At 61.8% G+C, this 22783-nt stretch carries 18 protein-coding genes; 3 read left to right on the forward strand and 15 right to left on the reverse strand.

All coding sequences use genetic code 11. From position 1 onward, the window contains the following. Nucleotides 1–28 precede the first annotated feature (28 nt). Nucleotides 29–1327 carry an adenylosuccinate synthase gene (locus FKV68_RS17100; RefSeq protein WP_180938990.1) on the reverse strand — a complete coding sequence of 433 codons (1299 nt, stop codon included), beginning with the start codon at nt 1325–1327 and terminating at the stop codon, nt 29–31. Nucleotides 1328–1534: 207 nt separating this feature from the next. On the opposite strand from FKV68_RS17100, the gene FKV68_RS17105 reads away from it, so the two are divergent. Then, entirely contained in the window at nt 1535–2425 is an 891-nt protein-coding gene (locus FKV68_RS17105) for a DMT family transporter (protein WP_180938991.1), read from the forward strand. A gap of 107 nt (nt 2426–2532) precedes the next feature. On the opposite strand, the gene serA is transcribed toward FKV68_RS17105, so the two are convergent. The 14 genes from serA to tolQ all read right to left on the reverse strand — a co-directional run bounded on the left by serA (nt 2533) and on the right by tolQ (nt 19443). Continuing rightward, nucleotides 2533–4128, reverse strand: coding sequence for a phosphoglycerate dehydrogenase (gene serA / locus FKV68_RS17110; RefSeq protein WP_180938992.1), 1596 nt, complete (start codon nt 4126–4128; stop codon nt 2533–2535). Nucleotides 4129–4208: 80 nt separating this feature from the next. Further along, the gene (locus FKV68_RS17115; RefSeq protein WP_180938993.1) at nt 4209–5387 is read right to left on the reverse strand and encodes a phosphoserine transaminase; all 1179 of its coding nucleotides are present in this window, start codon (nt 5385–5387) and stop codon (nt 4209–4211) included. A gap of 163 nt (nt 5388–5550) precedes the next feature. Further along, nucleotides 5551–6411: an outer membrane protein gene (locus FKV68_RS17120; RefSeq protein WP_180938994.1), complete on the reverse strand. Its 861-nt coding sequence runs from the start codon at nt 6409–6411 to the stop codon at nt 5551–5553. A gap of 197 nt (nt 6412–6608) precedes the next feature. Continuing rightward, nucleotides 6609–7364 carry a hypothetical protein gene (locus tag FKV68_RS17125; protein ID WP_180938995.1) on the reverse strand — a complete coding sequence of 252 codons (756 nt, stop codon included), beginning with the start codon at nt 7362–7364 and terminating at the stop codon, nt 6609–6611. A gap of 123 nt (nt 7365–7487) precedes the next feature. Next, nucleotides 7488–8252 (reverse strand): outer membrane protein, encoded by a 765-nt coding sequence (locus tag FKV68_RS17130; RefSeq protein WP_180938996.1) that lies wholly within the window; start codon nt 8250–8252, stop codon nt 7488–7490. Nucleotides 8253–8475: 223 nt separating this feature from the next. Beyond that, entirely contained in the window at nt 8476–9828 is a 1353-nt protein-coding gene (gene glmM / locus FKV68_RS17135; protein WP_180941545.1) for a phosphoglucosamine mutase, read from the reverse strand. A gap of 438 nt (nt 9829–10266) precedes the next feature. After that, complete coding sequence (ftsH, locus tag FKV68_RS17140) at nt 10267–12204, reverse strand: ATP-dependent zinc metalloprotease FtsH (protein ID WP_180938997.1); 1938 nt, start codon at nt 12202–12204, stop codon at nt 10267–10269. Nucleotides 12205–12261: 57 nt separating this feature from the next. After that, a complete protein-coding gene (gene tilS, locus FKV68_RS17145; protein WP_180938998.1) occupies nt 12262–13641 on the reverse strand; it encodes a tRNA lysidine(34) synthetase TilS in 1380 nt (459 codons plus the stop codon). A gap of 10 nt (nt 13642–13651) precedes the next feature. Further along, entirely contained in the window at nt 13652–14689 is a 1038-nt protein-coding gene (ybgF, locus tag FKV68_RS17150) for a tol-pal system protein YbgF (RefSeq protein WP_180938999.1), read from the reverse strand. A 204-nt stretch (nt 14690–14893) separates the two neighbouring features. Beyond that, nucleotides 14894–15424, reverse strand: a complete 531-nt coding sequence (gene pal / locus FKV68_RS17155; protein WP_180939000.1) for a peptidoglycan-associated lipoprotein Pal — start codon at nt 15422–15424, stop codon at nt 14894–14896. 347 nt (nt 15425–15771) lie between these two features. After that, nucleotides 15772–17082, reverse strand: coding sequence for a Tol-Pal system beta propeller repeat protein TolB (tolB, locus tag FKV68_RS17160; RefSeq protein ID WP_180939001.1), 1311 nt, complete (start codon nt 17080–17082; stop codon nt 15772–15774). 81 nt (nt 17083–17163) lie between these two features. Continuing rightward, on the reverse strand, nt 17164–18234 hold the full coding sequence (locus tag FKV68_RS17165; RefSeq protein WP_180939002.1) for a cell envelope integrity TolA family protein: 1071 nt from the start codon (nt 18232–18234) through the stop codon (nt 17164–17166). Between the two features lie 9 nt (nt 18235–18243). Beyond that, nucleotides 18244–18696: a protein TolR gene (gene tolR / locus FKV68_RS17170; RefSeq protein ID WP_180939003.1), complete on the reverse strand. Its 453-nt coding sequence runs from the start codon at nt 18694–18696 to the stop codon at nt 18244–18246. A gap of 27 nt (nt 18697–18723) precedes the next feature. After that, the gene (tolQ, locus tag FKV68_RS17175; RefSeq protein WP_136508078.1) at nt 18724–19443 is read right to left on the reverse strand and encodes a protein TolQ; all 720 of its coding nucleotides are present in this window, start codon (nt 19441–19443) and stop codon (nt 18724–18726) included. A 301-nt stretch (nt 19444–19744) separates the two neighbouring features. Between tolQ and FKV68_RS17180 the strand changes: the two genes are divergently transcribed. After that, nucleotides 19745–20029: a hypothetical protein gene (locus tag FKV68_RS17180; protein WP_180939004.1), complete on the forward strand. Its 285-nt coding sequence runs from the start codon at nt 19745–19747 to the stop codon at nt 20027–20029. Nucleotides 20030–20164: 135 nt separating this feature from the next. Next, nucleotides 20165–22759, forward strand: coding sequence for a DNA ligase D (gene ligD, locus FKV68_RS17185; RefSeq protein ID WP_180939005.1), 2595 nt, complete (start codon nt 20165–20167; stop codon nt 22757–22759). Nucleotides 22760–22783: the final 24 nt, after the last annotated feature.

Below are 22783 nucleotides of genomic sequence, written 5' to 3' on the forward strand. Positions count from 1 at the left end.
ATCACGACACCACTGTCGTTGCGGGACACTAGTCCTCAAAAGGATCCGTCACAAGTATTGTGTCGTCGCGCTCCGGGCTCGTCGAAAGAAGCGCAACCGGCGCACCGATCAGTTCCTCGACCTGGCGAACATACTTGATCGCCTGTGCCGGAAGATCGGCCCAACTGCGGGCGCCAACCGTCGATTCCTTCCACCCCTCGAGGGTAATGTAGACTGGCTTTACCGAAGCTTGCTGCGCCTGGCTTGCCGGAAGGTGGTCGATCTCTTGCCCGTCAAGAGTATAGCCGACGCAGATCTTCAACTCATCGAGACCATCAAGCACGTCAAGCTTGGTGAGCGCAATCCCGGTGATGCCATTGGCGGCAACCGACTGGCGCACCAGCGCAGCGTCGAACCAGCCGCAGCGGCGCTTGCGGCCCGTCACTGTCCCGAATTCGTGACCACGTTCGCCGAGGAACTGGCCGATCTCGTCGTTGAGCTCGGTCGGAAACGGTCCTTCGCCGACACGCGTCGTATACGCCTTGGTGATGCCGAGAATGTAGCCGAGCGATCCCGGGCCCATGCCGGAACCGGCAGCGGCCTGGCCAGCGACCGTGTTGGACGAGGTGACGAAGGGATAGGTGCCGTGGTCGATATCGAGCAGCGTGCCCTGCGCGCCTTCGAACAGAATGCGCGCGCCCTTGCGGCGATGCCTGTCGAGGAGCAGCCAGACCGTATCCATGAACGGCAGCACGCGTGCGGCGACGGAGGAGAGTTCGTCCATGATCGCCTGATGGCTGATCTCCGCCTCGCCCAGCCCACGGCGCAGGGCATTGTGGTGGGTGAGAAGGCGGTCGACCTTCGCCGGCAGCGTGTCGAGATCGGCGAGATCCATGACACGAATGGCGCGGCGGCCCACCTTATCCTCATAGGCCGGGCCGATGCCGCGGCGCGTCGTGCCGATCTTGGTGCCGCTGTTCGAGGCGGCGTCCTCACGGAATCCGTCGAGCTCGCGGTGCAGCGACAGAATGAGCGTTGCATTATCGGCGATGCGCAGGTTGTCCGGCGTGACCTTCACGCCCTGCTTGGCGAGCTTGTCGATTTCCGCAATCAGCGCATGGGGATCGATCACCACGCCGTTGCCGATGACGGCAAGCTTGCCGGGACGAACGACGCCGGAGGGAAGCAGGGACAGCTTATAGCTGACGCCGTCGATCACCAGCGTATGGCCGGCATTGTGGCCGCCCTGGAAACGCACGACGATGTCCGCGCGCTCCGAGAGCCAGTCCACGATCTTGCCTTTGCCTTCGTCGCCCCACTGGGATCCGACCACCACGACATTCGTCATAATTTTCTTCCTGTTCGCACGCGCGCAAGGGATTGCGCCATTCTGAAACCCGCGCATCTATACTGTGTTGTCTTGCGGAAAGCGACCCCGTTGTGACCCGTGCGGCGCCCTTTTTGCATGACAAGCGATGGATTTAGCGCCTATATCTCTGCTGCTCTCCCGCCTCTCCGGCACTCCATTTCCCCGTCCCACATGGATCGCAGCATCGTGAACGCCAGGGCCTATTTCTATCTCGCAATAACTTCGCTTTTTTGGGGCGGCAATTCAGTCGCGGGCAAGATGGCCATCGGGCACGTCAGCCCGATGATGCTGACGACGCTGCGCTGGATGGTCGCGCTCGCCGTCATCCTGGCTTTGATGACGCCGCAGATCCGTCGCGACTGGGACAAGATCCGTGAGCATTGGCTGCAATTGCTGGCCTACGGTGCCGTCGGGTTCACCATGTTCAATGCGTTCCTCTACTCCGCGGTGCAATATACGAGCGCCATCAATGCCGTGATCCTGCAGGCCGGCATTCCGATGCTGATCTTCCTCTTCAACTTCGTTCTCTTCCGGACGAAAGCGTCCGTTGCGCAGATCGTCGGCTTCACGGTGACGCTGATCGGCGTCTTGATCACCGCCGCACATGGCGATCTCGCCAGCCTCTTGCAGTTGCAGTTCAATTTCGGCGACGCGCTGATGATCCTCGCCTGCGTAGTCTACGCCGCCTATACCGTCGCGCTGCGGTGGAAACCGACCATGCACTGGCAGAGCTTCATCGCGGCGCCAGCCTTCGGGGCGCTCCTGAGCGCCATCCCGCTCCTCATCTGGGAATTCTCAAAGGGCAGCGCGATCGTTCCCGATGCCAGCGGCTGGACAATCGTCATCTATGCCGCGATTTTCCCGTCGCTGATGTCGCAGGTTCTCTACGTGCGCGGCGTGGAAATGATCGGCGCCAATCGCGCCGGGCTGTTCATCAACGCCATCCCGGTGTTCGGAACGCTTCTTTCAGTGCTTCTTGTGGGAGAGACGTTTCATCCCTTCCACCTGGTGGCATTGCTGCTGGTGCTTGGCGGCATTGCGATCGCTGAACGCGGCCGCCCCAAGCTACCGCGCTAACAATACGGCTCTGGCAAGGCCCTCACCCCGCCTCCATATAAAAATGCCAAGGCGCCGCACATCTGAAAGACGTGCGGCGCCTTGGCCGAGTTCCGGACTGCTTCCGTTTAATCGATATTGAACACCAGTTGCTTCGCCTGGCGGATTGCCGCATTCGCGCGCAGCTTGTCGAGCACCTTCTCTGAGACGGGACCGTCGACGTAGAGCAGTGCGATGGCATCACCGCCTTCCTTCTCGCGGCCGAGCTGGAAGTTGGCAATGTTGACGCCGGCGTCACCGAGCGTCGTGCCGATGAAGCCGATCATGCCGGGGACGTCGGTGTTGGTCAGATAGACCATGTGCTTGCCGACATCGGCGTCGAGATTGATGCCCTTGATCTGGATGAAGCGCGGCTTGCCGTCGGAGAAGACCGTACCGGCGACCGAACGGGTCTGGTTCGCTGTCGTCACCGTCAGCTTGATATAGCCGTCGAAGACACCGGATTTATCGCGCTTCACTTCGGAAAGGATCACGCCCTTTTCCTTGATCATGACCGGCGCGGAAACCATGTTGACGTCGGCCACTTGCGGGCGGATCAGGCCTGCGAGAACCGCGCTCGTCAATGCCTTGGTGTTCATGGCCGCCGTGGAGCCGTCATAGAGGATTTCGATTTCCTTGATCGCGCTTTCCGTGACCTGGCCGACGAAGGCGCCGAGAACGTCGGCGAGCCGGATGAACGGCTTCAGGATCGGCGCTTCCTCCGCTGTGATCGACGGCATGTTGATCGCGTTCGAGACCGCACCGTTGACCAGGTAGTCGGACATCTGCTCGGCAACCTGCAGCGCCACGTTCTCCTGCGCTTCCGTGGTGGAAGCTCCGAGATGCGGCGTGCAGACGACGTTCGGCAGGCCGAAGAGCGGGCTTTCGTTGGCGGGCTCCACCTCGAAGACATCAAAGCCGGCGCCGGCGACATGACCCGATTTCAACGCCTCGGCAAGCGCGCTTTCGACGACGAGACCGCCGCGCGCGCAGTTGATGATACGCACGCCCGGCTTCATCTTGGCGATTGCTTCTGCGTCGATGATGTTACGGGTCTTGTCGGTCAGCGGCACGTGCAGGGTGATGAAATCCGCCCGCGCAAAGAGCTCGTCGAGTTCGACCTTGACGACGCCCATCTCCTCGGCACGCTCCTTCGACAGGAACGGATCGTAGGCGACGACATGCATCTTCAGGCCGATGGCGCGGGCGCAGACGATAGAGCCGATATTGCCGGCACCGATGACGCCCAACACCTTGCCGGTGATCTCGACGCCCATGAACTTCGATTTTTCCCACTTGCCGGCCTGGGTGGAACCGTCGGCTGCAGGAAGCTGCCGGGCGACGGCGAACATCAGCGCGATCGCATGCTCGGCCGTGGTGATCGAGTTGCCGAAGGGCGTGTTCATGACGATGATACCGCGGCGGGAAGCTGCCGGGATGTCGACATTGTCCACGCCGATGCCGGCGCGGCCGACGACCTTGAGATTGGTGGCGGCGGCGATCAGCTTCTCCGTCACCTTGGTGGCAGAGCGGATGGCGAGACCGTCATAGTTGCCGATGATTTCGGCGAGCTTTTCCTTGTCCTTGCCGAGCTTCGGCTGGAAATCCACTTCAACGCCGCGGTCGCGGAAGATCTGGACGGCGGTTTCCGACAGTTCATCGGATACGAGAACGCGAGGTGCCATGAGAGGCCTCCTTAGGGATCAGTTCTGAAAGAGGTGCGGGATTGGCTGCGCCCGTTGGCGAGCGAAGCTTATCGCTTGGGTCAGGCGGCTGCCTGCGACAGTGCCGCCTTCTGGGTCTCGAAGGCCCAGGCAAGCCACGGCATCAGCGCGTCCATGTCGGCAGTCTCGATAGTCGCACCGGCCCAGATCCGCAGACCGGAGGGCGCATCGCGATAGTGGCCGATGTCGTAGGCGACGCCTTCCTTTTCGAGCAGGGCGACGACGCCCTTCGCGAAGGCAGCCTGACCGTCGGCGTCGAGAGCCAATACGTCCTTGTCAACGATTTTCAGGCAGACCGAGGTGTTGGAGCGGGTTTCCGCCCTGGTCGCCAGGTTGGCAATCCAGTCGTTCGCGTCGACGAAGCGGTGGATCGCGTCGGCGTTGGCGTCTGCCCTAGCGATCAACCCCTTGAGGCCGCCAACCGACTTCGCCCAAAGGAGCGCGTCGATATAGTCTTCGACGCAGAGCATCGACGGCGTGTTGATTGTTTCGCCGGCAAAGATGCCCTCTATCAGCTTGCCGCCGCTGGTCAGGCGGAAGATCTTCGGCAGCGGCCATGCCGGTGCATAGGTGAGCAGCCGCTCGACGGCGCGCGGCGACAGAATGAGGATGCCGTGCGCGCCCTCTCCACCGAGCACTTTCTGCCAGGAGAAGGTAACGACGTCGAGCTTGGCGAAATCGAGATCCTGCGCGAAGGCGGCGGAGGTCGCGTCGCAGATCGTCAGGCCCTTGCGATCCGCCGGGATGAATTCGGCGTTCGGCACGCGCACGCCCGAGGTCGTGCCATTCCAGGTGAAGACGACGTCGCGGTCGAAATCGACCTTGGCGAGATCCGGCAGCTCGCCATAGGCGGCTTCGAACTTGCGAACGTCGGCGAGCTTCAACTGCTTGACCACGTCGGTGACCCAACCGGCACCGAAGCTTTCCCAGGCGAGCATGTCGACGCCGCGGGCGCCAAGCAGCGACCACAGCGCCATTTCGACGGCGCCGGTATCGGAGGCGGGCACGATACCGATGCGGTAGTCGGCCGGCACTTCAAGAATTTCACGGGTAAGATCAATGGCCTGCTTGAGCTTCGTCTTGCCGATCTTGGCTCGGTGCGAGCGACCGAGTGCTGCGTCGGAAAGTGCGTCGAGCGTCCAACCAGGGCGCTTCGCGCAGGGGCCAGAAGAAAAATGGGTATTTGCCGGACGCACGTCCGGCTTGGCAGGCTTCGTCATGATGCTATCCTCTCAGATAGAAGCCCCTCGTTGGGGAGGGGTGTCCCGCCGTCGGAAATATTGTGGGTCGGAGAGGAAGTCAAGCGGCTTGCGTCGCTTTTGAAAAAATTTTGGGCGTTCCGGGCAAAGTTCGAAAGACCGGGGGCGGCGCGCCGAACGATTGTTACCAGAGCGAGAAGCGCAGGCCTGCGCGGATCTCGTGGCGGGAAAGACCATCGTCGCGGCCCTTCGCGCCGCTGGCGCCGGCAAGTGCCTCGGCCCCGAAGCCGAACATGTCTCCATCCGCTATGCGAGAATAGCGATAGCCGAGATCGAGTTTCAGCCGGTCGGTGATATCGTAGGAGATACCGGCCATGAGCGCGTAGGTGAAGCGCCAGCTGTCCTCTCCCCCATAGGATGTTCCACCTGCCCCGCCGGCGCAGGCGCCGCCGCCGGGAACGCAGGTCGCCGTCTCGTGGACAGTGTTCCAGTCGATGTTCGTGGCGCCTATGCCCGCGCCGAGATAAGGCGTGAATCCGGCGAGCGTCGCGAGATCGACATAGCCGTTCGCCATGAGGCCGAGCGCGGAGAAATTGGCTTCGTGCGAGAAAGCGCATGACGTTCCGGCGCCCTGGCCCGCGCAGGGCGCGGCTGACAACGACGAGCCGTCGAACCGACCCTCGAAATATTCCGCCGTGATGTCGGCGCGGATGACGTCGTTAAACCGATAGCCGATGCCGATCATCCCCGAGACCGGCTTGTCGAAGCGGCCATTGTCGAACGGAACGTTGTTGTAGCTGCTCGTTCCAGCGTCGAACGTGCGATAGGAGGGATCGCCCTCGCCGCGCCATGGCGCATAGCCGATGTCGCCGCGCAAATAGACGCCGCCGACATCGCCCGCTTCAGGCGAAATGGTGATTTCCGGCGCGTCGAGCAATTCCTCGTCGGCTGCATGGGCCGCACCGGACGCCAGCAGACTAGCGCTCAGACCGGCGCCCAGAGCGGCAACAAGTGCGATCCCGTAGATCCCGTGCCGCCAGTCCATCCCTATGCCCTTTCGTCAATGCCGTCGGACCGACCTTCGTGGCGGCCGGTCCAAACCTGCGTTAACTATTGGCAGGGACAAGTTAACCAGCGGTTAAGCATGTTGTTTGACGAAAAATTTAGGATCCGTGACGGGCGGAGCGTTATGACGACGGTCTGCGGAAGGCCCATTCAAACGGGAACCTGATCATCGCCTTCTCACCGATCGGCGCGCGACGCACGCGCTGCCAAGTCTCGTACATAGGAAAGCATGTCAGTCCGCCGCGACCCGGTTCTCACGAGCAAACCGCTTTCGCCGACGATCGCCCTTGCTTCTGTGAAGAAGTGACACCCCTCTCTTTCGATTTCGGCAATCACTTCCTCGACGTCCTCGATAGCATTTCGCGAGATCGCGTCCATTTTCCCGAATATGGTCGTGCAGAAGGCCTTGTCCCGAGCCGTGGCGATACCTGCGTCATTGAAGAAAAAGATGGCCTGGACGAGATTGTCGCGATCCGGCCCAACGGCCGCATATGGCTTTCCCCAGGATCTCGCAATCGCCTTCTTCCATTCGTCGGAAGCGAGGCGATCCTTCGGCAGATGAGAAAACTTGACGTCGCGTATGATGCTGTAGACGACACCGCCCGACAGTGGCGAGGTAAAATCGATCCGATAGACGTCGGCAAGCGGCGATTGCCCGCGCGACTCCAGTGTTATCGACTCGGTAAAGGTTTCGGATGCCGCGTCCTGTTTCGCTTTTATACCTTCGCGATTTTCCGTCTTCTGCCAGTGCGCGTATTTCCGCGAAATAATCGCTTCGACTTCCGAGCGGGTCATTCCGATCTCAAAATCATGCCCGGGAAGGAATCGTTGCGCGACGGCATCATTCGGGTCAGCCAAAGAGACCTTCGAGGGCGAGCCAGCATGGGCGAGCGTGGCGAAGAGGAAAAAGAAGCAGGTCGCGAGCGTCTTCATCTGTTCGTGCCTTAACCGCAATCGAAAGGGGCCGCGTGGCGGCCCCGAAACGAAGGTCTGGCTGCGCACTCCGCGCAGATCATGTCACTGTCCGAGTTAAAACTGTTACACTCCTGGATCGCTCTATTGCAGGGCGTAGCGCATACCCAGTTTGAAATCGTGCGAGGTGATGTGGTCGAAATTCATCGGACCCTCGTTCACGGTGTTGTCGTAGCTTCGGATTCTGCCGGTCTTGGCATCGCCGAGGTCGACGTAGCTGTAACCGAAATCGATCGCCAGCCGCTCGGTCGCCTGGTAGGCGACGCCGGCATGAAGCGCCCAGGCGAAGTTCCAGGTCGATTCGTCTCCGGCATAAGAAACGCCCTGGGTCGGCACGTTGACGTCGCGGAACCGCGAGATCGTGTTGCGCGATGCGCCGATGCCCGCGCCGACATAGGGCTTGACGCCATACCAGTCGCCGATATCCACATAGGCGTTGGCCATCAGCAGCCATTCCGACTTGGCGCCGTCGTAGTCATTCGTAGCGTCCCAGACCGGACCGCCCGGTGTCGTGTGGCCGTAACGGTCGAGCGCCGAGTAGTCCGCCTTGCCGCGGTATTCGACGATGCCATCCATACGCAGCCAGTCATTGAACTGATAGCCGACGCCGACGCCTGCAAGCGGTGCGCTGTCGAAGCTGCCCTCATCGAGGAACTCGTGAAGCTCGACGGTGTCCATCAACGGGTGGTGCATGTCGCCAAGCCGCTGGTTGCTCATGCCGAGATGGCCGCGCAGATACCAGCCGCCAGGGACGATAACCGGCGCCGGATCTTCGACGTAAAGGTCGGCAGCCAAAGCTGGGGTACCGCCTAATAACGCGGCAATAAATGCAATCAAAGGTTTCTTCATAATATGCCCCGCGAATATTCTGACCCGCGCCGCGTTGCCTCGGCCGGATACTGCGAATGTCGTTGCGTCAGAAATCGCATGCGGGGGTTAACATCGGATTAAGCATAGAAATTTACTATGTTTTTTAACAATTGCTGATGTTCGGCCACATCCAACCAATGCCTTGCCGCAACAAAAAAGCCGGCAAGCGATGCCGGCTTTCGATCGCGACATGCAATCTGCGTCAGGCGGCGCTGCGAACGTTGCCGATCACATTGACGAGTTCATCGACAATGCGCTCGACCTGGCCGCGGTCGTCACCTTCCGCCATGACTCGGATCAGCGGCTCCGTTCCCGACGGACGGATCAGCAGACGGCCATTCTTGGCAAGGCCCGCTTCGGCGTCGGCGATGGCCTGCTGCACGGACGGGTGCTCGAGCGGCTTGCCCGCCGACACGCGAACATTCTTCAGAATCTGCGGCACGGGCTCGAAGCGGTGGCACACTTCGCTCACCGACTTGCCCTGACGCTTGACGACGGCGAGGATCTGCAGCGCAGCCACCAGGCCGTCGCCGGTCGTCCCGAAATCGGAGAGCACGATGTGGCCGGACTGTTCGCCACCGACGTTCAGGCCGTCCTGGCGCATCTGCTCGACGACATAGCGGTCGCCGACCTTGGTGCGGTGCAGTCCGATGCCCCTGCCCTTCAGGTAACGCTCGAGGCCGAGGTTCGACATCACTGTCGCGGCGATGGCGCCCCCCTTCAGCATTCCGTCCGTGGCCCAGCTGTCCGCGATCACAGCCATGAGCTGGTCGCCATCGACGACGGTTCCGTTTTCGTCGATGATCAGCACCCGGTCCGCATCGCCGTCGAGCGCGATGCCGATATCGGCCCTGACTTCGTGAACCTTCTTCGACAGGGCGGCCGGATGTGTCGAGCCGCATTCGAGGTTGATGTTGACGCCGTTGGGCTCCGTCCCGATCGTCACCACTTCGGCGCCAAGCTCCCAGAGCGCGGACGGGGCAACCTTGTAGGCAGCACCGTTGGCGCAGTCGATGGCGATCCTGAGACCCTTCAGCGTGACATCGCGCGGCAGTGTCCGCTTCGCCTGTTCGATATAGCGGTAGATGTCGCCATCGACGCGTTTGGCCCGGCCGATATCCTCAGGCTTGGCGAGCTGGCCGGACATATCCTGGTCGATGAGCTCCTCGATCTTTTCCTCGATGTCGTCGGAAAGCTTGTAGCCATCGGGTCCGAAGAGCTTGATGCCGTTGTCGCGGAACGGATTGTGCGAGGCCGAGATCATCACGCCGATATCGGCGCGCAGCGATCGCGTCAGCATGGCGACGCCCGGCGTCGGGATCGGTCCGAGCAGGAAGACGTCGAGTCCGGCGGCCGTGAAACCGGCGACCATCGCGTTTTCGAGCATATAACCGGAAAGGCGCGTGTCCTTGCCGATCACGACACGGTGGCGGTGCGCTCCATTACGGAAGATCGTTCCGACGGCGATGCCGACACGCATGGCGAGGTCGGGCGTCATCGGGAAAATATTGGACTGGCCGCGAATGCCGTCAGTGCCGAAATATTTGCGTTTCATAAGAACTCCATGGTCCTGCTTCGGCAGGATCGTCTTTACCGGCCGCGTCTGTCTGCGTGTTCCGCGATTGGCTTTCATATCGCCGGACCTCGTATCCAGAGTTTGACGCCCTACAGCGCCGCGCGTCGAACGGGGCGCGCTAAGGTCGCTGCAGCACTTTGAACTGCTGCATGATTTTGTCCTCAAATCGATTCCGATTTAAGGAATCATGCAGTAGCGGCCTCTCCATTTCTGCAGCCTGCTCGCGTCCATCGCAGAGGTCAGGCAGGGTTGAATCATCTTTGGCATAAAACCGCAGCAAACGGCAGCAATCCTATCATCAGAAATCATTACATCGCGTTACCAACTGCGCGAAAGATATTCCGGGTAAACATACCCAACAAAAAGCCGCCGCTCCTTCCGGCGCGGCGGCTTTCCGATTCATTTTTCCGACGAGCCCTATTGCGGTTGCGGTTCGAAGCCGCCTTCCGGCTCCTCGCCCTTGGCACCAGCTTCCTTCTTCGTGCCGGCGGAGGGGACAGCCGAACCGCGATGCGGAGGCGTATCGTCTCCGAGGTCGCGTGCAGGCTTCTCGCCGCGGATCAGCGACTTGATTTCGTCGCCCGTCAGAGTTTCGTACTCCAGAAGGCCTTCCGCGAGCGCCACGAATTCGTGGTTCTTCTCCGTCAGGATGTGACGCGCCGTTCCGTAGGCGTCGTCGATCAGACGGCGGATCTCGTTATCGATCTTCTGCGCGGTCGCTTCCGAAACGTTCTTCTGCTGCGCCACGGAGTGACCGAGGAAGACCTCCTGCTGGTTCTCGCCATAGGCAACCTGTCCGAGCTGATCGGAGAAGCCCCATTGCGTCACCATCGCACGCGCAAGCTTCGTTGCCTGCTCGATATCGGAGGACGCGCCGGAGGTGATGTTCTCCTTGCCGAAGGTGATTTCCTCGGCGACGCGGCCACCCATCATGATCGCGAGACGCGAGATCATCCACTTGTAGCTCATCGAGTAGCGGTCGCCCTCGGGCAACTGCATCACCATGCCCAGCGCGCGGCCGCGCGGGATGATGGTCGCCTTGTGCAGCGGATCGGCTGATGGAACGTTGAGCGCAACGATGGCATGGCCGGCTTCGTGATAGGCGGTCAGCTTCTTCTCGGCCTCGGTCATGGCGGAGGAGCGACGCTCCGCACCCATCATGATCTTGTCCTTGGCGTCCTCGAACTCCTGCATGGTGACAAGGCGCTTGTTGCGCCGCGCCGCCATCAGGGCGGCCTCGTTGACGAGGTTCATGAGGTCCGCGCCGGAGAAGCCCGGCGTGCCGCGTGCCAAGACCTTGAGGTCGACATTGGGCGCCAGCGGTACGTTGCGGACATGCACCTTGAGGATCCGTTCGCGACCGTTGATGTCCGGGTTCGGCACGACGACCTGTCGGTCGAAGCGGCCCGGGCGCAACAGTGCCGGATCGAGCACGTCGGGACGGTTGGTCGCGGCGATCAGGATGATCCCCTCATTGGCTTCGAAGCCGTCCATCTCGACGAGCAGCTGGTTCAGCGTCTGCTCGCGTTCGTCGTTGCCGCCGCCAAGGCCGGCACCGCGGTGACGGCCGACGGCATCGATCTCATCGATGAAGATGATGCAGGGGGCGTTCTTCTTCGCCTGCTCGAACATGTCGCGGACGCGCGAGGCACCGACACCGACGAACATCTCGACGAAGTCCGAGCCGGAGATCGTGAAAAAGGGCACGTTCGCTTCGCCTGCGACCGAGCGCGCAAGCAGAGTCTTACCGGTGCCGGGGGGGCCGACCAGCAACACGCCCCGCGGGATGCGTCCGCCGAGGCGTTGGAATTTCTGCGGATCGCGCAGGAATTCAACGATTTCCTCAAGGTCCTGTTTGGCCTCATCGACGCCTGCGACATCGTCAAATGTGACGCGACCATGCGCTTCGGTCAGGAGCTTGGCCTTGGACTTGCCAAAGCCCATCGCCCCGCGGGAACCGCCTTGCATCTGCCGCATGAAGAACAGCCAGACGCCAAGGATCAGCAGCATCGGCAGCAGCGTGCCAATATAGCTCAGGAAGCCCGACGATCCGTCCGTTTCCGGGCGCACGGTGACGGTGACGTCCTTGGCTTCGAGCCGTTCGGTCAAAGCGGTATCGACGGCGGGTGCAAAGGTCTGGAAGGTTGCGCCGCTTTCGGTATAGCTGCCGATCACCTTCGAGCCGGTGATCACGACTTCCTTGACGCGGCTGGCGTCGACGTCCTTCAGAAACTGCGAGAATGGAATTTCGCGTGAACCGGCGCGCTCCGTCGGCTGCTGGAACATGCTGAACAGCGCAATCAGGAGAAGCGCTATGATTGCCCAGAGGGCAAAATTACGAAAATTAGGGTTCATCGAACTCCCCGGAACCTGTCGCAGCCCGGACATTTCGCCGGGCCGCAGTCTTGTTCCCTAACATAAGGTTCTGGCGTCGCCTTGCCAAGGCAAACCGCCGGCTCCCTCTCCATTTCTGTCAAAAACGTCGTGTACCGGCGGAGCGGGGTATCGTTCGCGCCCGAACAGCATCGCGACCGCATCCGCCATAGTCCGGTCGAAACCGGGCAAAAAGGTGTCGTAAAGGGCGATGCGGCATTCGACTTTCGCCCGGATCGAGCCGGCCATATCGGCACGCGCCGGGCCGATATGTGGCGCGGCCCGGGTGGCCCTTTTGGCGACTCCTCGGGGCAGGTCCCCATCAATAAGTATCTGATTCCATTGACCATCTTTCTGCGAGGTAGTCACGACCACCGGGTCCTGTCCGTCATTCGTCACATTGAAGCGGCCGTCCCACACGCTCGTCTCACCGGGATCGATGACAAGAACGGACAGGTTGCGCGCCTCACGGTAGAGGTAGAGACCGTTTGGACGCCTGTCATAGACGACGCCTCCCGCCGTCATGCGTCCCGGTGCGCCCGGTTGCAGAAAGCCGGATATGCGCTCGATCGTCGCATGCCCCGGCAAATGATTGCGGCCGCCGAGGACTGCGGCAACGGACAGAAGCGCGCGGCGCCAATCGGCGTCGCTCATGTTTCCCGCCTGGGCCGCCGCAATTTCAGCCACTACGGTCTCGTGCACGCGCACATGGGTCTCGATCATGGCGGCTGCCCGCGTCGATGACGCGGCCCTTTGGGCAGCGCTCCACGGAGCTGCGGGCGCCTCTTCCGAGCCTTCGAGCTCGGATCGCACGCGAACACGCTCGAACAGGGGATTGGCGTTGCTCGGATCGTCGAACCACTCGATACCCCGCAGGCTCAGGAATGCCCGTATGTCGGCACGGCTCAGGCCAAGGAATGGTCGTGAGACCCAGATGCGACGCCCGTAAAGCATGGTGCTCGCCATGCCGGCGCTGCCCTGTCCCTCCCCTTCGCCGCGTGCAGTGCGCATCGCGATCGTCTCGCGCTGGTCATCTCGCGTATGCCCGGTGGCAATGCAGTCCGCGCCGAGCGCGGCGGCGGCATCGGCCAGCAACTCATAGCGTTTCTGGCGCGCGGCCGCCTGGATGCCGCTTCGTGGCTTGTCGCCTTCCCAGCGGCTTACAAGGTGGGGAATACCCAGTTCGGCACAAAACGCCGCCACGGCTGCCGCTTCATCGGCGGATTCCGGTCTCAAGGCATGATCGATCGTGCAGGCGGCAAGCGAAAAACCTTCGCTACCTCCGTTTCTGATCGCGGAGTGGAGAGCAAGAAGAAGTCCCTTGGAGTCGCTGCCTCCAGAGACGGCCGCGAGAATCCGGCAAGGTTTGGCGAAGGAACGCAGGAATTGTCTGGCCGCGGCGATGACGGCTTCGGGCACGCGGCGCGCCTCAGCAGCCAAACCGGCTCTGCTCGCTTGACACCTTTGCCTTCACGGCCGGCGAAGCCTTGGGGTAGCGCTTGTTCACCTCGCGCAGCGTGGCGCAAGCGGTTTCCTTGTTGTCGAGGGCGCCGAGCGACATGCCGAGTTTCAGCAGCATCTCGGGCGCCTTGGGCGATTTACCGTGAGCCTGGTGCGCGTTCAGGAAAGTCTTCGCTGCGTCGCTGTACTTGCCTTGCGAATATTGCGCCTCACCCATCCAGAAACTGGCGTCGGCCGCCTTGTCGCCGTTGGGAAAGACGTCGAGATAGTCGTGGAACTCCTGTTCCGCCATGGCGTAGTCGCCGGAAAGCACATGGCCGTAGGCGGATTGGTAGAGATCGGCCGGATTGTCGAGGGACGCGGTTTGCTGCTCGGTGCCCGGATTGGCATTGATACCCGCATCACCGCCGGCGGAGTTGGCCGTCCCGGTGTCGACACCGGGGAGCGTAGCGTTGGCGCCAGGCTGGGCGCCCGCGGTGGTCGATACCGGGTTGCCGCTCTCGTCGAAAATGATCTGCCCCAACGTCGTCGGCGGCGCGGCACCCGTCGAGCCGGGATTGGCGCCTGTTGCCGCCATGTCGTTGCCGCCAGCAGAAGGTGCCGCCGGGGGTTGGCTATCCGTCACCCCCGGGGTGACGGACGCCTGATCACTGGATTTCGGCGCTTCAAGTGCGCCGCTCTTCTTTGAAGAGGACTTGCCGTTTTCGAGATCCTGGAAGCGGAACTCGTTGTCCTCCTGGAACTTCCGGATCTGTTCCTGCATCTGCAGCAATTGGAAGCTCATTTCCTCGATACGCCCGTTGAGCGAGCGGATCTCTTCCTCGAGTTGACCGATCCGTCCGAGGTCGGCCGACTGCACCTTCACCACCGGCAAGCTCTCTTTGCTGGCGGCATCGGCATGGGTTGAGCGGGCGAAAAGCCCGGAAAGTGGCATGGCATTTGCCGCTGGTCCGAGACCCGAGAGGGCCACAAGACCAATCAGTCCTGCCACGACAAATTTCTTCATTTCAGTTGTCCTGTTCGAATACCGATTATTCCCACCCCTGCGATCACGGTCCGCGATACTCGATACTGTCGCCGATTCTAAAGGTGAGTGCCGCACAGTTTTCCAATCGCTGTGAAAAAGCAACGGAGTTCGGCTAAAGTGTGGTAAAAAAGAAAAGGCGGCCCGTGGCCGCCCGTTCAAACTTCCACTTCAGTGGCCGGAGCGTCACATGCCGGCGCCGCCGAGAACGGTAACGGCGCGGCGGTTCTGCGACCAGCAGGAGATGTCGTCGCAGACGGCAACCGGCTTTTCCTTGCCGTAGGAAATGGTGCGCATGCGGTTCGCGGGAACGCCCTGGCTGGCGAGAAAGTCGCGGGTGGCGGCGGCACGGCGGGCGCCGAGCGCCAGGTTGTACTCGCGGGTGCCGCGCTCGTCGGCGTGGCCTTCGATGGTGATCGCGTAGTTCGGGTATTTCGCCAGCCACTGAGCCTGGCGGGCGAGCGTCGCCTGGGCATCGGCACGGATGGAGCTGGAGTCCGTATCGAAGAAGATGCGGTCGCCGACGTTGACGGTGAAGTCCTGCTGGGAGCCCGGCGTTGCAGCGCCTGCGCCGAGACCGAGGCCGGCGGCGTCGTTCGGCAGGTTCTTTTTCGAAGCGCAGCCGGCAAGAGCGAGCGTCATGACCAGAGCGATCATGACAGGATTGCGGGCGATGGTCTGCATGCGGCTCGCGGCCGGGGTGTCAATTCGGCTCATGGGCCGGGTCTCCTTGGAAGTGTCTGATTCACGGTTGCCAGACTGTAACCGGAAGCGGTTAATTGCTTTTCAACTGATATGGTTAACAAATCGATAATTTGCGTGGGGCGCCTGCTAGACCAGCACTTTGCGGCGAGAAAGCGGCACATCGGCCACATTTGCCACCACTTCTGTGGACACCCGATCACGATGATCTTGGATCGATCGCAAATGTGATCGGTTCTGGTCGCCGCCGGGAGATACACAAAAACAAAAACAAAGAAGCGCGCCGCATGATCGCGGCGCGCTTCAGCAAGTGGAGACGCGGGATGCGGGCGGAGAACCGCTTGCACTTCACCTCGTCCGCTCTATTCCATCAGCGGAGACCAGGCGGGGTCGGATGCAAAGCCTTGTGTCTGGACCGGCTGCTCGTTGTAACCCGTGAGGTCGATCGAATAGAGCTGCGGCCCGCCGGCACCGGCGTTCTGGCGGAAGAACATCAGGACGCGGCCGTTCGGCGCCCAGGTCGGGCCCTCGTTGTGGAAGCCCGTTGTAAGGATGCGCTCGCCCGAGCCGTCCGGCTTCATGACGCCGATCGAGAACTTGCCGCCCGACTGTTTGGTGAAGGCGATAAGATCACCGCGCGGAGACCAGACGGGCGTCGAATAGGAACCGTCACCGAAGGAGATGCGCGTCTGGCCCGAACCGTCGGCGCCCATCACGTACAGTTGCTGCTTGCCGCCGCGGTCGCTTTCGAAAACGATCCTGCTGCCGTCCGGCGAATAGGACGGCGACGTGTCGATCGCTGCGGTGTTGGTCAGCCGCGTCGTGGTGCGCGAGCGCAGATCCATCGTGTAGATATTCGCATTGCCTTCCTGCTGCAGGCTCATGATCACCCGCTGGCCATCCGGCGAGAACCGCGGCGCGAAGGTCATGCCCGGGAAGTTGCCGACCACCTCGCGCTGCCCGGTTTCGAGCTGCAGCAGATAAACCCGCGGCTGCTGGTTTTCGAACGACATGTAGGTGATTTCCTGACGGTTCGGCGAGAAGCGCGGCGTCAGCACGATGTCGTTTGAATTGGTGAGTGCGCGGGCGTTGGCGCCGTCCTGATCCATGATCGCGAGCTGGCGTTTGCGCGCCGTCTTCGGACCGCTTTCGGCGACATAGACGATGCGGGTGTCGAAATAGCCCTTTTCGCCGGTGATCCGCTCATAGATCGCATCGGCGATGATGTGGGCGACGCGGCGCCAGTTTTCCGGCTGCGTGTAGAATTGCTGACCGAGCATCTGCTGGCCGGCAAAGGTGTCCCAAAGACGGAATTCCGCCTTCAACCTGCCATCGCCCTCTTGAGTTACGCGGCCGGTGACGAGCGCCTGCGCGTTGATGACCTTCCAGTCCTCGAAGCGGGGGGCAGCGTCCGGATTGGAAATCTTCTCGATGAAAGCGCCCTTGTCGATCGGCGCGAAAAGTCCGGAGCGCTTGAGGTCCGCGGCAACCACGTCGGAGATCTTCTGGCCGAGCTCGCCCTGCAGAAAATCGGTGATCGCAACCGGCAGCGGCTCGACGTTGCCCTTGTTGATGTTGAGCTCGACGAGTGCGTTTGCCGGCGAAGCAATGAGCCCACAGCCTGCGAACATCACCATCAGAAGGCGGAAAAAATTGCGTCTCAGCATTTCCATAAAGCCTTTCAGCCTCTCATTTTCTGGGCGGGATGAGAAAAAGTGCGCGCGATTTTCCGCCCGCATCCCGCCCCAACCTGTTTAGAGCATCGAGCTCGGGTCGAAATTGACGACGACCTCGCTCCATGAATCGTACTTGTCGGCAGGCAGTCCCTTGAAGGGTGCGGATTTCAGGATGGCGCGGCGAGCGCCGCCCATGAGCGCCCTGCGCGCCGCATCGGAACCGCCGGTCGCTTCCACTTCCGGCTCGCCGATCAATTCGCCGTTCGGGTCGAGCCGCATCGTCACCTTGATGCGGACGTCCGTGGCATCGGCCATGCCGGGAATGATCGACCAGTTGTTCTGGATCTGCCCGCGAAGTGCATCCATTTCGCTCTGCGAAAGCGTGTTGCCGCTGGTCGTCTTCTTGCCGCCAAGGGCCGCCTCCTCGGTCGAACGCTTCGCGCCGCCGCCGGAGGAGTCCTGCTTGTTGAGCAGCGCCGCGATCTCGTCGGCATTGAAGTCGCTCTCCTTGGCGGAGGACGCCTTCTTCTGCTCCTTCTTGGTCTCTTCCTTCTTGCGCTCCGGCGTCTTGGCGGTCTGCGCCGGCTTTTCGACCTTGGGCTTGGCCATTGGTGTCGGCACCTTGTCGGGCAGCGCCTCGGCTTCCGGGTTCTCGGCCGGCTGCTCCTCGGCGGGAGCGGGTTCCGGCTTGGTCTCGGGCTTTACCTCCTGCTTCGGCTCGGGCAGTGCGGCAACTTCCGTCGCGGGCTCGGACGCCGGCTCGGGTTCCTCGACCTTCTGGATCTCCTCCCTGACGGGATCAGGTGTCGGCAGCGCCTTCTCGGTCTTCTCCGGAGCGGCTGCCGATTCATTCTGGACCGGCTTGGTGTTGGGCGTAGGTGTCGTCTTCAGATCCACGTCGTTGTCGCCGATATTCTCGGCGTTCTCGACCGGCGTCGGCTTTTTGGTGGGAACCGGGGACGCCTTCTCCTTCGCGGGGGCCTTCTTGTCACCCTGCTGAATCTGCGTGATCGATTCGATCGGTACGATATCGACCGGCAGCGCCTCAACATCCGCGACCTCGAAGTCGGCCGGGCTGCCAAGCGAAACCAGCGCCCAGGTCAGCACCAGGGCGTGGAGGACAGCAGAGGTTGCGAGACTGCCCTTCATGACCGAGGATCACTTTTCCTGTTCTTGGAGCGTTACGAGGCCGAGGTTCTTGAAGCCGGCCGCCGAAATGCGCGCCATGACCTTCATCACCGTGCCGTAGTCGGCGTTGGTGTCGCCCCGCACGTAGATGCGCTCGTTGTAGCCGGTGGTGGCGATTGCCTCGAGCTTCGGAACAACCTCATCGATCCCGATCGGCGTTTCCTGCAGGAAGATTTCACCGGCCGGGTTGACCGAAACGGTAATCGGCTGGGTGTCGGAGTTGAGCGCCTTTGCCTGCGTCTCCGGCAGGTCGATCGGCACGCCCACCGTCATCATCGGCGCCGCCACCATGAAGATGATGAGCAGCACCAGCATCACATCCACGAAGGGCGTGACGTTGATTTCGCTCATGATTGCCTTCTTGCCGCTGCGCCGACGACGTCCGCCGCCCGAACCCTTGGCTCCGCCAACTGCCATACCCATCAGCGTGGTCTCCGTGCTCGAGGGTCGTTATTGCGCGGCCTGGCGCGAGGACTGCAGCTTCTCGTCGATCTGCCGCGACAGGATGGCGGAGAACTCGTCGGCAAAAGCTTCCATCCGTGCCGTCAGCTTGCCGGCATCGGCGGAAAACTTGTTGTAGGCGATAACGGCGGGAATAGCGGCGAGCAGGCCGATGGCGGTCGCGAGAAGCGCCTCGGCGATACCGGGCGCGACGACGGCAAGGTTGGTCGATTTCGAACCGGCGATTGCCTGGAACGACGTCATGATACCGACGACGGTACCGAAGAGGCCGATAAAGGGAGCCGCCGAGCCGATGGTCGCCAGCGAGCCGAGTCTTGCCTCGAGCGTCTCGGATTCACGAGCAAGCGTCACGTCCATGGCGCGGTCGATACGCATCTGCAAGCCAATCGGCGAGCGGGCGCCGCGCTCGAAGCTCTTCTTCCACTCGCGCATGGCGGAGACGAAGATCGCACCCATCCCGGCCGTCTGCCGGTCGGAGAGCGTTCGGTAGAGTTCCTCGAGCGATTGGCCGGACCAGAAAACCTGCTCGAAATTGTCGAGCTGCCGGCGAACACGGCCGTAGTTCAACGTCTTGTCGACGACGATGCCCCAGGTCCAGACCGAGGCTGCGATCAACCCCAGCATGACCAGCTTCACGACAAAGCCCGCTTCCATGAACAGCGACCAGAGGGTCACATCGCTCGTCGCGGCCAATCCAACCTGTTCCATCGTTTCCAGTCCCCGAATCCAAATACCCGGCAAGAGCTGTTCATGCTCATGACCGGGTCGCCCAAACGTCCTGTTGCAAAAATGCCCCGGCATCGCCGCTGATCGCGGCATTGCGATCTAATGCTTCAGGTTGCCTTCTTGCCGTCAATTTTGGTCAAAGGATGACGTGCACTGCACAAATCCTAATGCACGGATTAAGACACCACTATGGTTAAGGGAGTGTTACCGGGCAGATATTCCTGTGGCCGACGCTCTGGAACTTCACCGCGCCATAGCACGTTTCTCTCGCATGACCCTCCAGATGCCCGGAAAAGCCGATGAGAAATCGGCGCCACGACGGCTTGACGCCCGCGACCGGCTGATCCTTGCGCTCTACGCGCAATTGAAGGCCGAGCGGGAGACCCGCTGTGCCTTCGAGGAGGCGATCGCAAACGGCGTGCTTTCGAAGGAGGTGCTCCAGGCACTGCTCGCTGATCCCGTCCCTGCCGTCACCGGCGAGCATATCGCAGCCATTGAGCGCGTGCTTGCCCGTGAGCCGCCTCGCAACGACCGGGAGCCGGAGCCGCGCCGCAGGCTCGGCCGGTGAGTGGGGAACCATGCCGGCTCGCGCGCTCTGATGTCGGCGCTGAAGAAGACCCTCGAAAGTGGCGAGGGCAAGAAACCGCAGCCGAAGGCGCAATCCGCCTCGCGCCGTCGGCGGAAATCGGCGTGAGGACGATCCATGGCTGCTCGCAATGAACCCCTTTCCGAATACAACCGACGCCGCGACTTTGGAAGGACGAGCGAGCCCAAGGGAACGGTCGCCCGGGCACACGCCGGCAGGAAACGCTTTCTGGTCCAGAAACACGATGCCACCCGCTTGCACTACGACTTCCGGCTCGAATGGGAGGGTGTGCTGAAAAGTTGGGCCGTAACGCGCGGCCCTAGCCTCGATCCGGAAGACAAGCGCCTTGCGGTGCGCACCGAGGACCATCCCTTGGCCTATGGCGACTTCGAAGGTACGATACCGGAAGAGGAGTACGGCGGCGGCACGGTGATGCTGTGGGACACCGGCTGGTGGGAGCCGGAAGGCGACCCGTCCGAAGGCCTGAACAAGGGCAAACTCTCGTTCCAATTGCATGGCAATCGGATGAGCGGTGGCTGGGCGCTCGTGCGCATGCGGCCGCGAGACGGTGAGAAGCGCGAAAGCTGGCTGCTGATCAAGGAAAGGGACGAAGATGCCTCAGAGGACGGGGAACACCTCGTCGAAGAGAACCTGACAAGTGTCCGCACCGGCCGCACCATGGATGAAATTGCCACGGGCAAGGGCGAAAAACGGGGACGCGTCTGGCATTCGAACCAGAGCACGGCGGCCAATCTCAAGGCTGGCGCAGTTGCCGAGAACAACAATCGACGCAAGCGCCCAACGCGAAAATCCTCCGGAAAGCTGCCCCCCTTCAAGGCACCGCAGCTTGCGACCTTGGTTAGCAAAGCACCCGCCGGCGACGAATGGTTGAACGAAGCCAAGTTCGATGGCTACCGCTTGATGGTTGCCATCGGCGGCGGCACTGTCCGTTGCTATACGCGCAATGGTCTCGACTGGACCGAGAAGTTTCCAGCGATTGCCTCCGCTTTGGCCGAGCTCGATTGCAAGTCCGCCCTGATCGACGGCGAAGTGGTGGCGCTGTCGGAGGAAGGCTCGACCTTTTCGGCCCTGCAAAAAGCGCTGAGGACCGGCGCCAGCACAAGGCTCTACGCGTTCGATGTCGTCGAACTCGACGGCAAGGACTTGAGCCGCAAGCCGCTTATCGAGCGAAAGGAGCAACTGAAGGCCTTGCTCGATACGCTCGGCGCCACCTCGACCGTTCAGTACAGCGAGCACGTTCGAGGTAATGGCGAACACGTGCTTGCCGCCATTTGCAAGGCCGGACAGGAAGGCATTCTTGCCAAGGAGGCGAATGCTCCCTATCGCAGCGGACGCACCCGAAGCTGGCTGAAGGTCAAGTGCACGAAACGCCAGGAGTTCGTCATCGGCGGCTATACCCCATCGACGAAAAAAGGGCGTGCTTTCGCATCGATCCTTCTCGGCACCTTCGAGGGTGAAAAGCTGGTATACCGAGGCGGCGTCGGCACCGGCTTCGGGCAAAAGACCATGGAAGAGCTCGCGGCCGCCTTCGCAAAACGCAGACGCAAGACGTCACCGTTCGACAGCGTGCCGAGAGAAAGGGACCGGAATTCCGTCTGGCTGAAGCCGGATCTTGTCGCAGAGGTGGATTTCACCGAGTTTACGGCTGACGGACATATCCGCCATGGCTCATTCGAGGGATTGCGCGAGGACAAGGAGGCCAAGGCCGTGAAACTGGAAAGACCGAATCCGACGAACGCCGCGGAGACCGGGAAGGGCAAACGTGCGACCAGGCCGCGGACAGTGGCGCCGGCCAAGGGTGATGCCGATATTCTCGGCGTGCACATCTCGCATCCGGATCGCATTCTCTTCGAAGGTCAGGGGATCACCAAGATCGACCTCGCCCGCTACTATGCAGTCGTTGCCGACAGGATGCTCCCTTTCGCGGCCGACCACCCGGTTTCGTTGGTGCGTTGCCCGCAAGGCGGACAGCAGCACTGTTTCTATCAGAAACATGCCAGCGACGGCTTTCCGCAGGAGATTCGCGAAGCACCAATCAAGGAGGCCTCAGGCGAAACCGAGAAGTACATGTACGTTCGCGACGCCGAGGGCCTCGTTGCCGCCGTGCAAATGGGCACGCTGGAGTTCCACATCTGGGGCGCAACGATCGACCGGCTGGAGAAGCCTGATCGTCTGGTCTTCGATCTTGACCCAGATCCCAGCGTCGACTTCGGCACGGTGAAGCATGCGGCGGCCGCGCTGCGCGACGAACTTTCAGATATCGGCCTCAGAACAGTTGCCATGGTAACCGGCGGCAAGGGCGTTCACGTGATTGTGCCACTTCGGCCGCATGCCGAATGGGAGGGGGCCAAGGGATTCGCCAAGAAGATGGCGCAACGTTTTGCAGATCGCGATCCGGACCACTTCATCGCCACTATGTCGAAGGCGAAGCGCAAGGGTCGGATCTTCATCGACTGGCTCCGGAACGACCGCGGCGCAACCGCGATCGCCCCCTACTCCACCCGCGCACGCGCGGGTGGCCCCGTCGCTACTCCGGTCAGTTGGGAGGAACTCGAAGGCCTTGCAGCCGCCAACACATTCCACATTCCGGACATTCTTGAGCGCATCGAATCCGGCACCGATCCGTGGGCGGATATCGGCGAAATCAAGCAGTCGCTGACGAAAAAGATACTCGGTTCGGTTGGCGACTGATCTGCGATGATTGAGATTGCGTGG

The sequence above is a fragment of the Sinorhizobium mexicanum genome (genome assembly GCF_013488225.1).
Taxonomy (GTDB): domain Bacteria; phylum Pseudomonadota; class Alphaproteobacteria; order Rhizobiales; family Rhizobiaceae; genus Sinorhizobium; species Sinorhizobium mexicanum.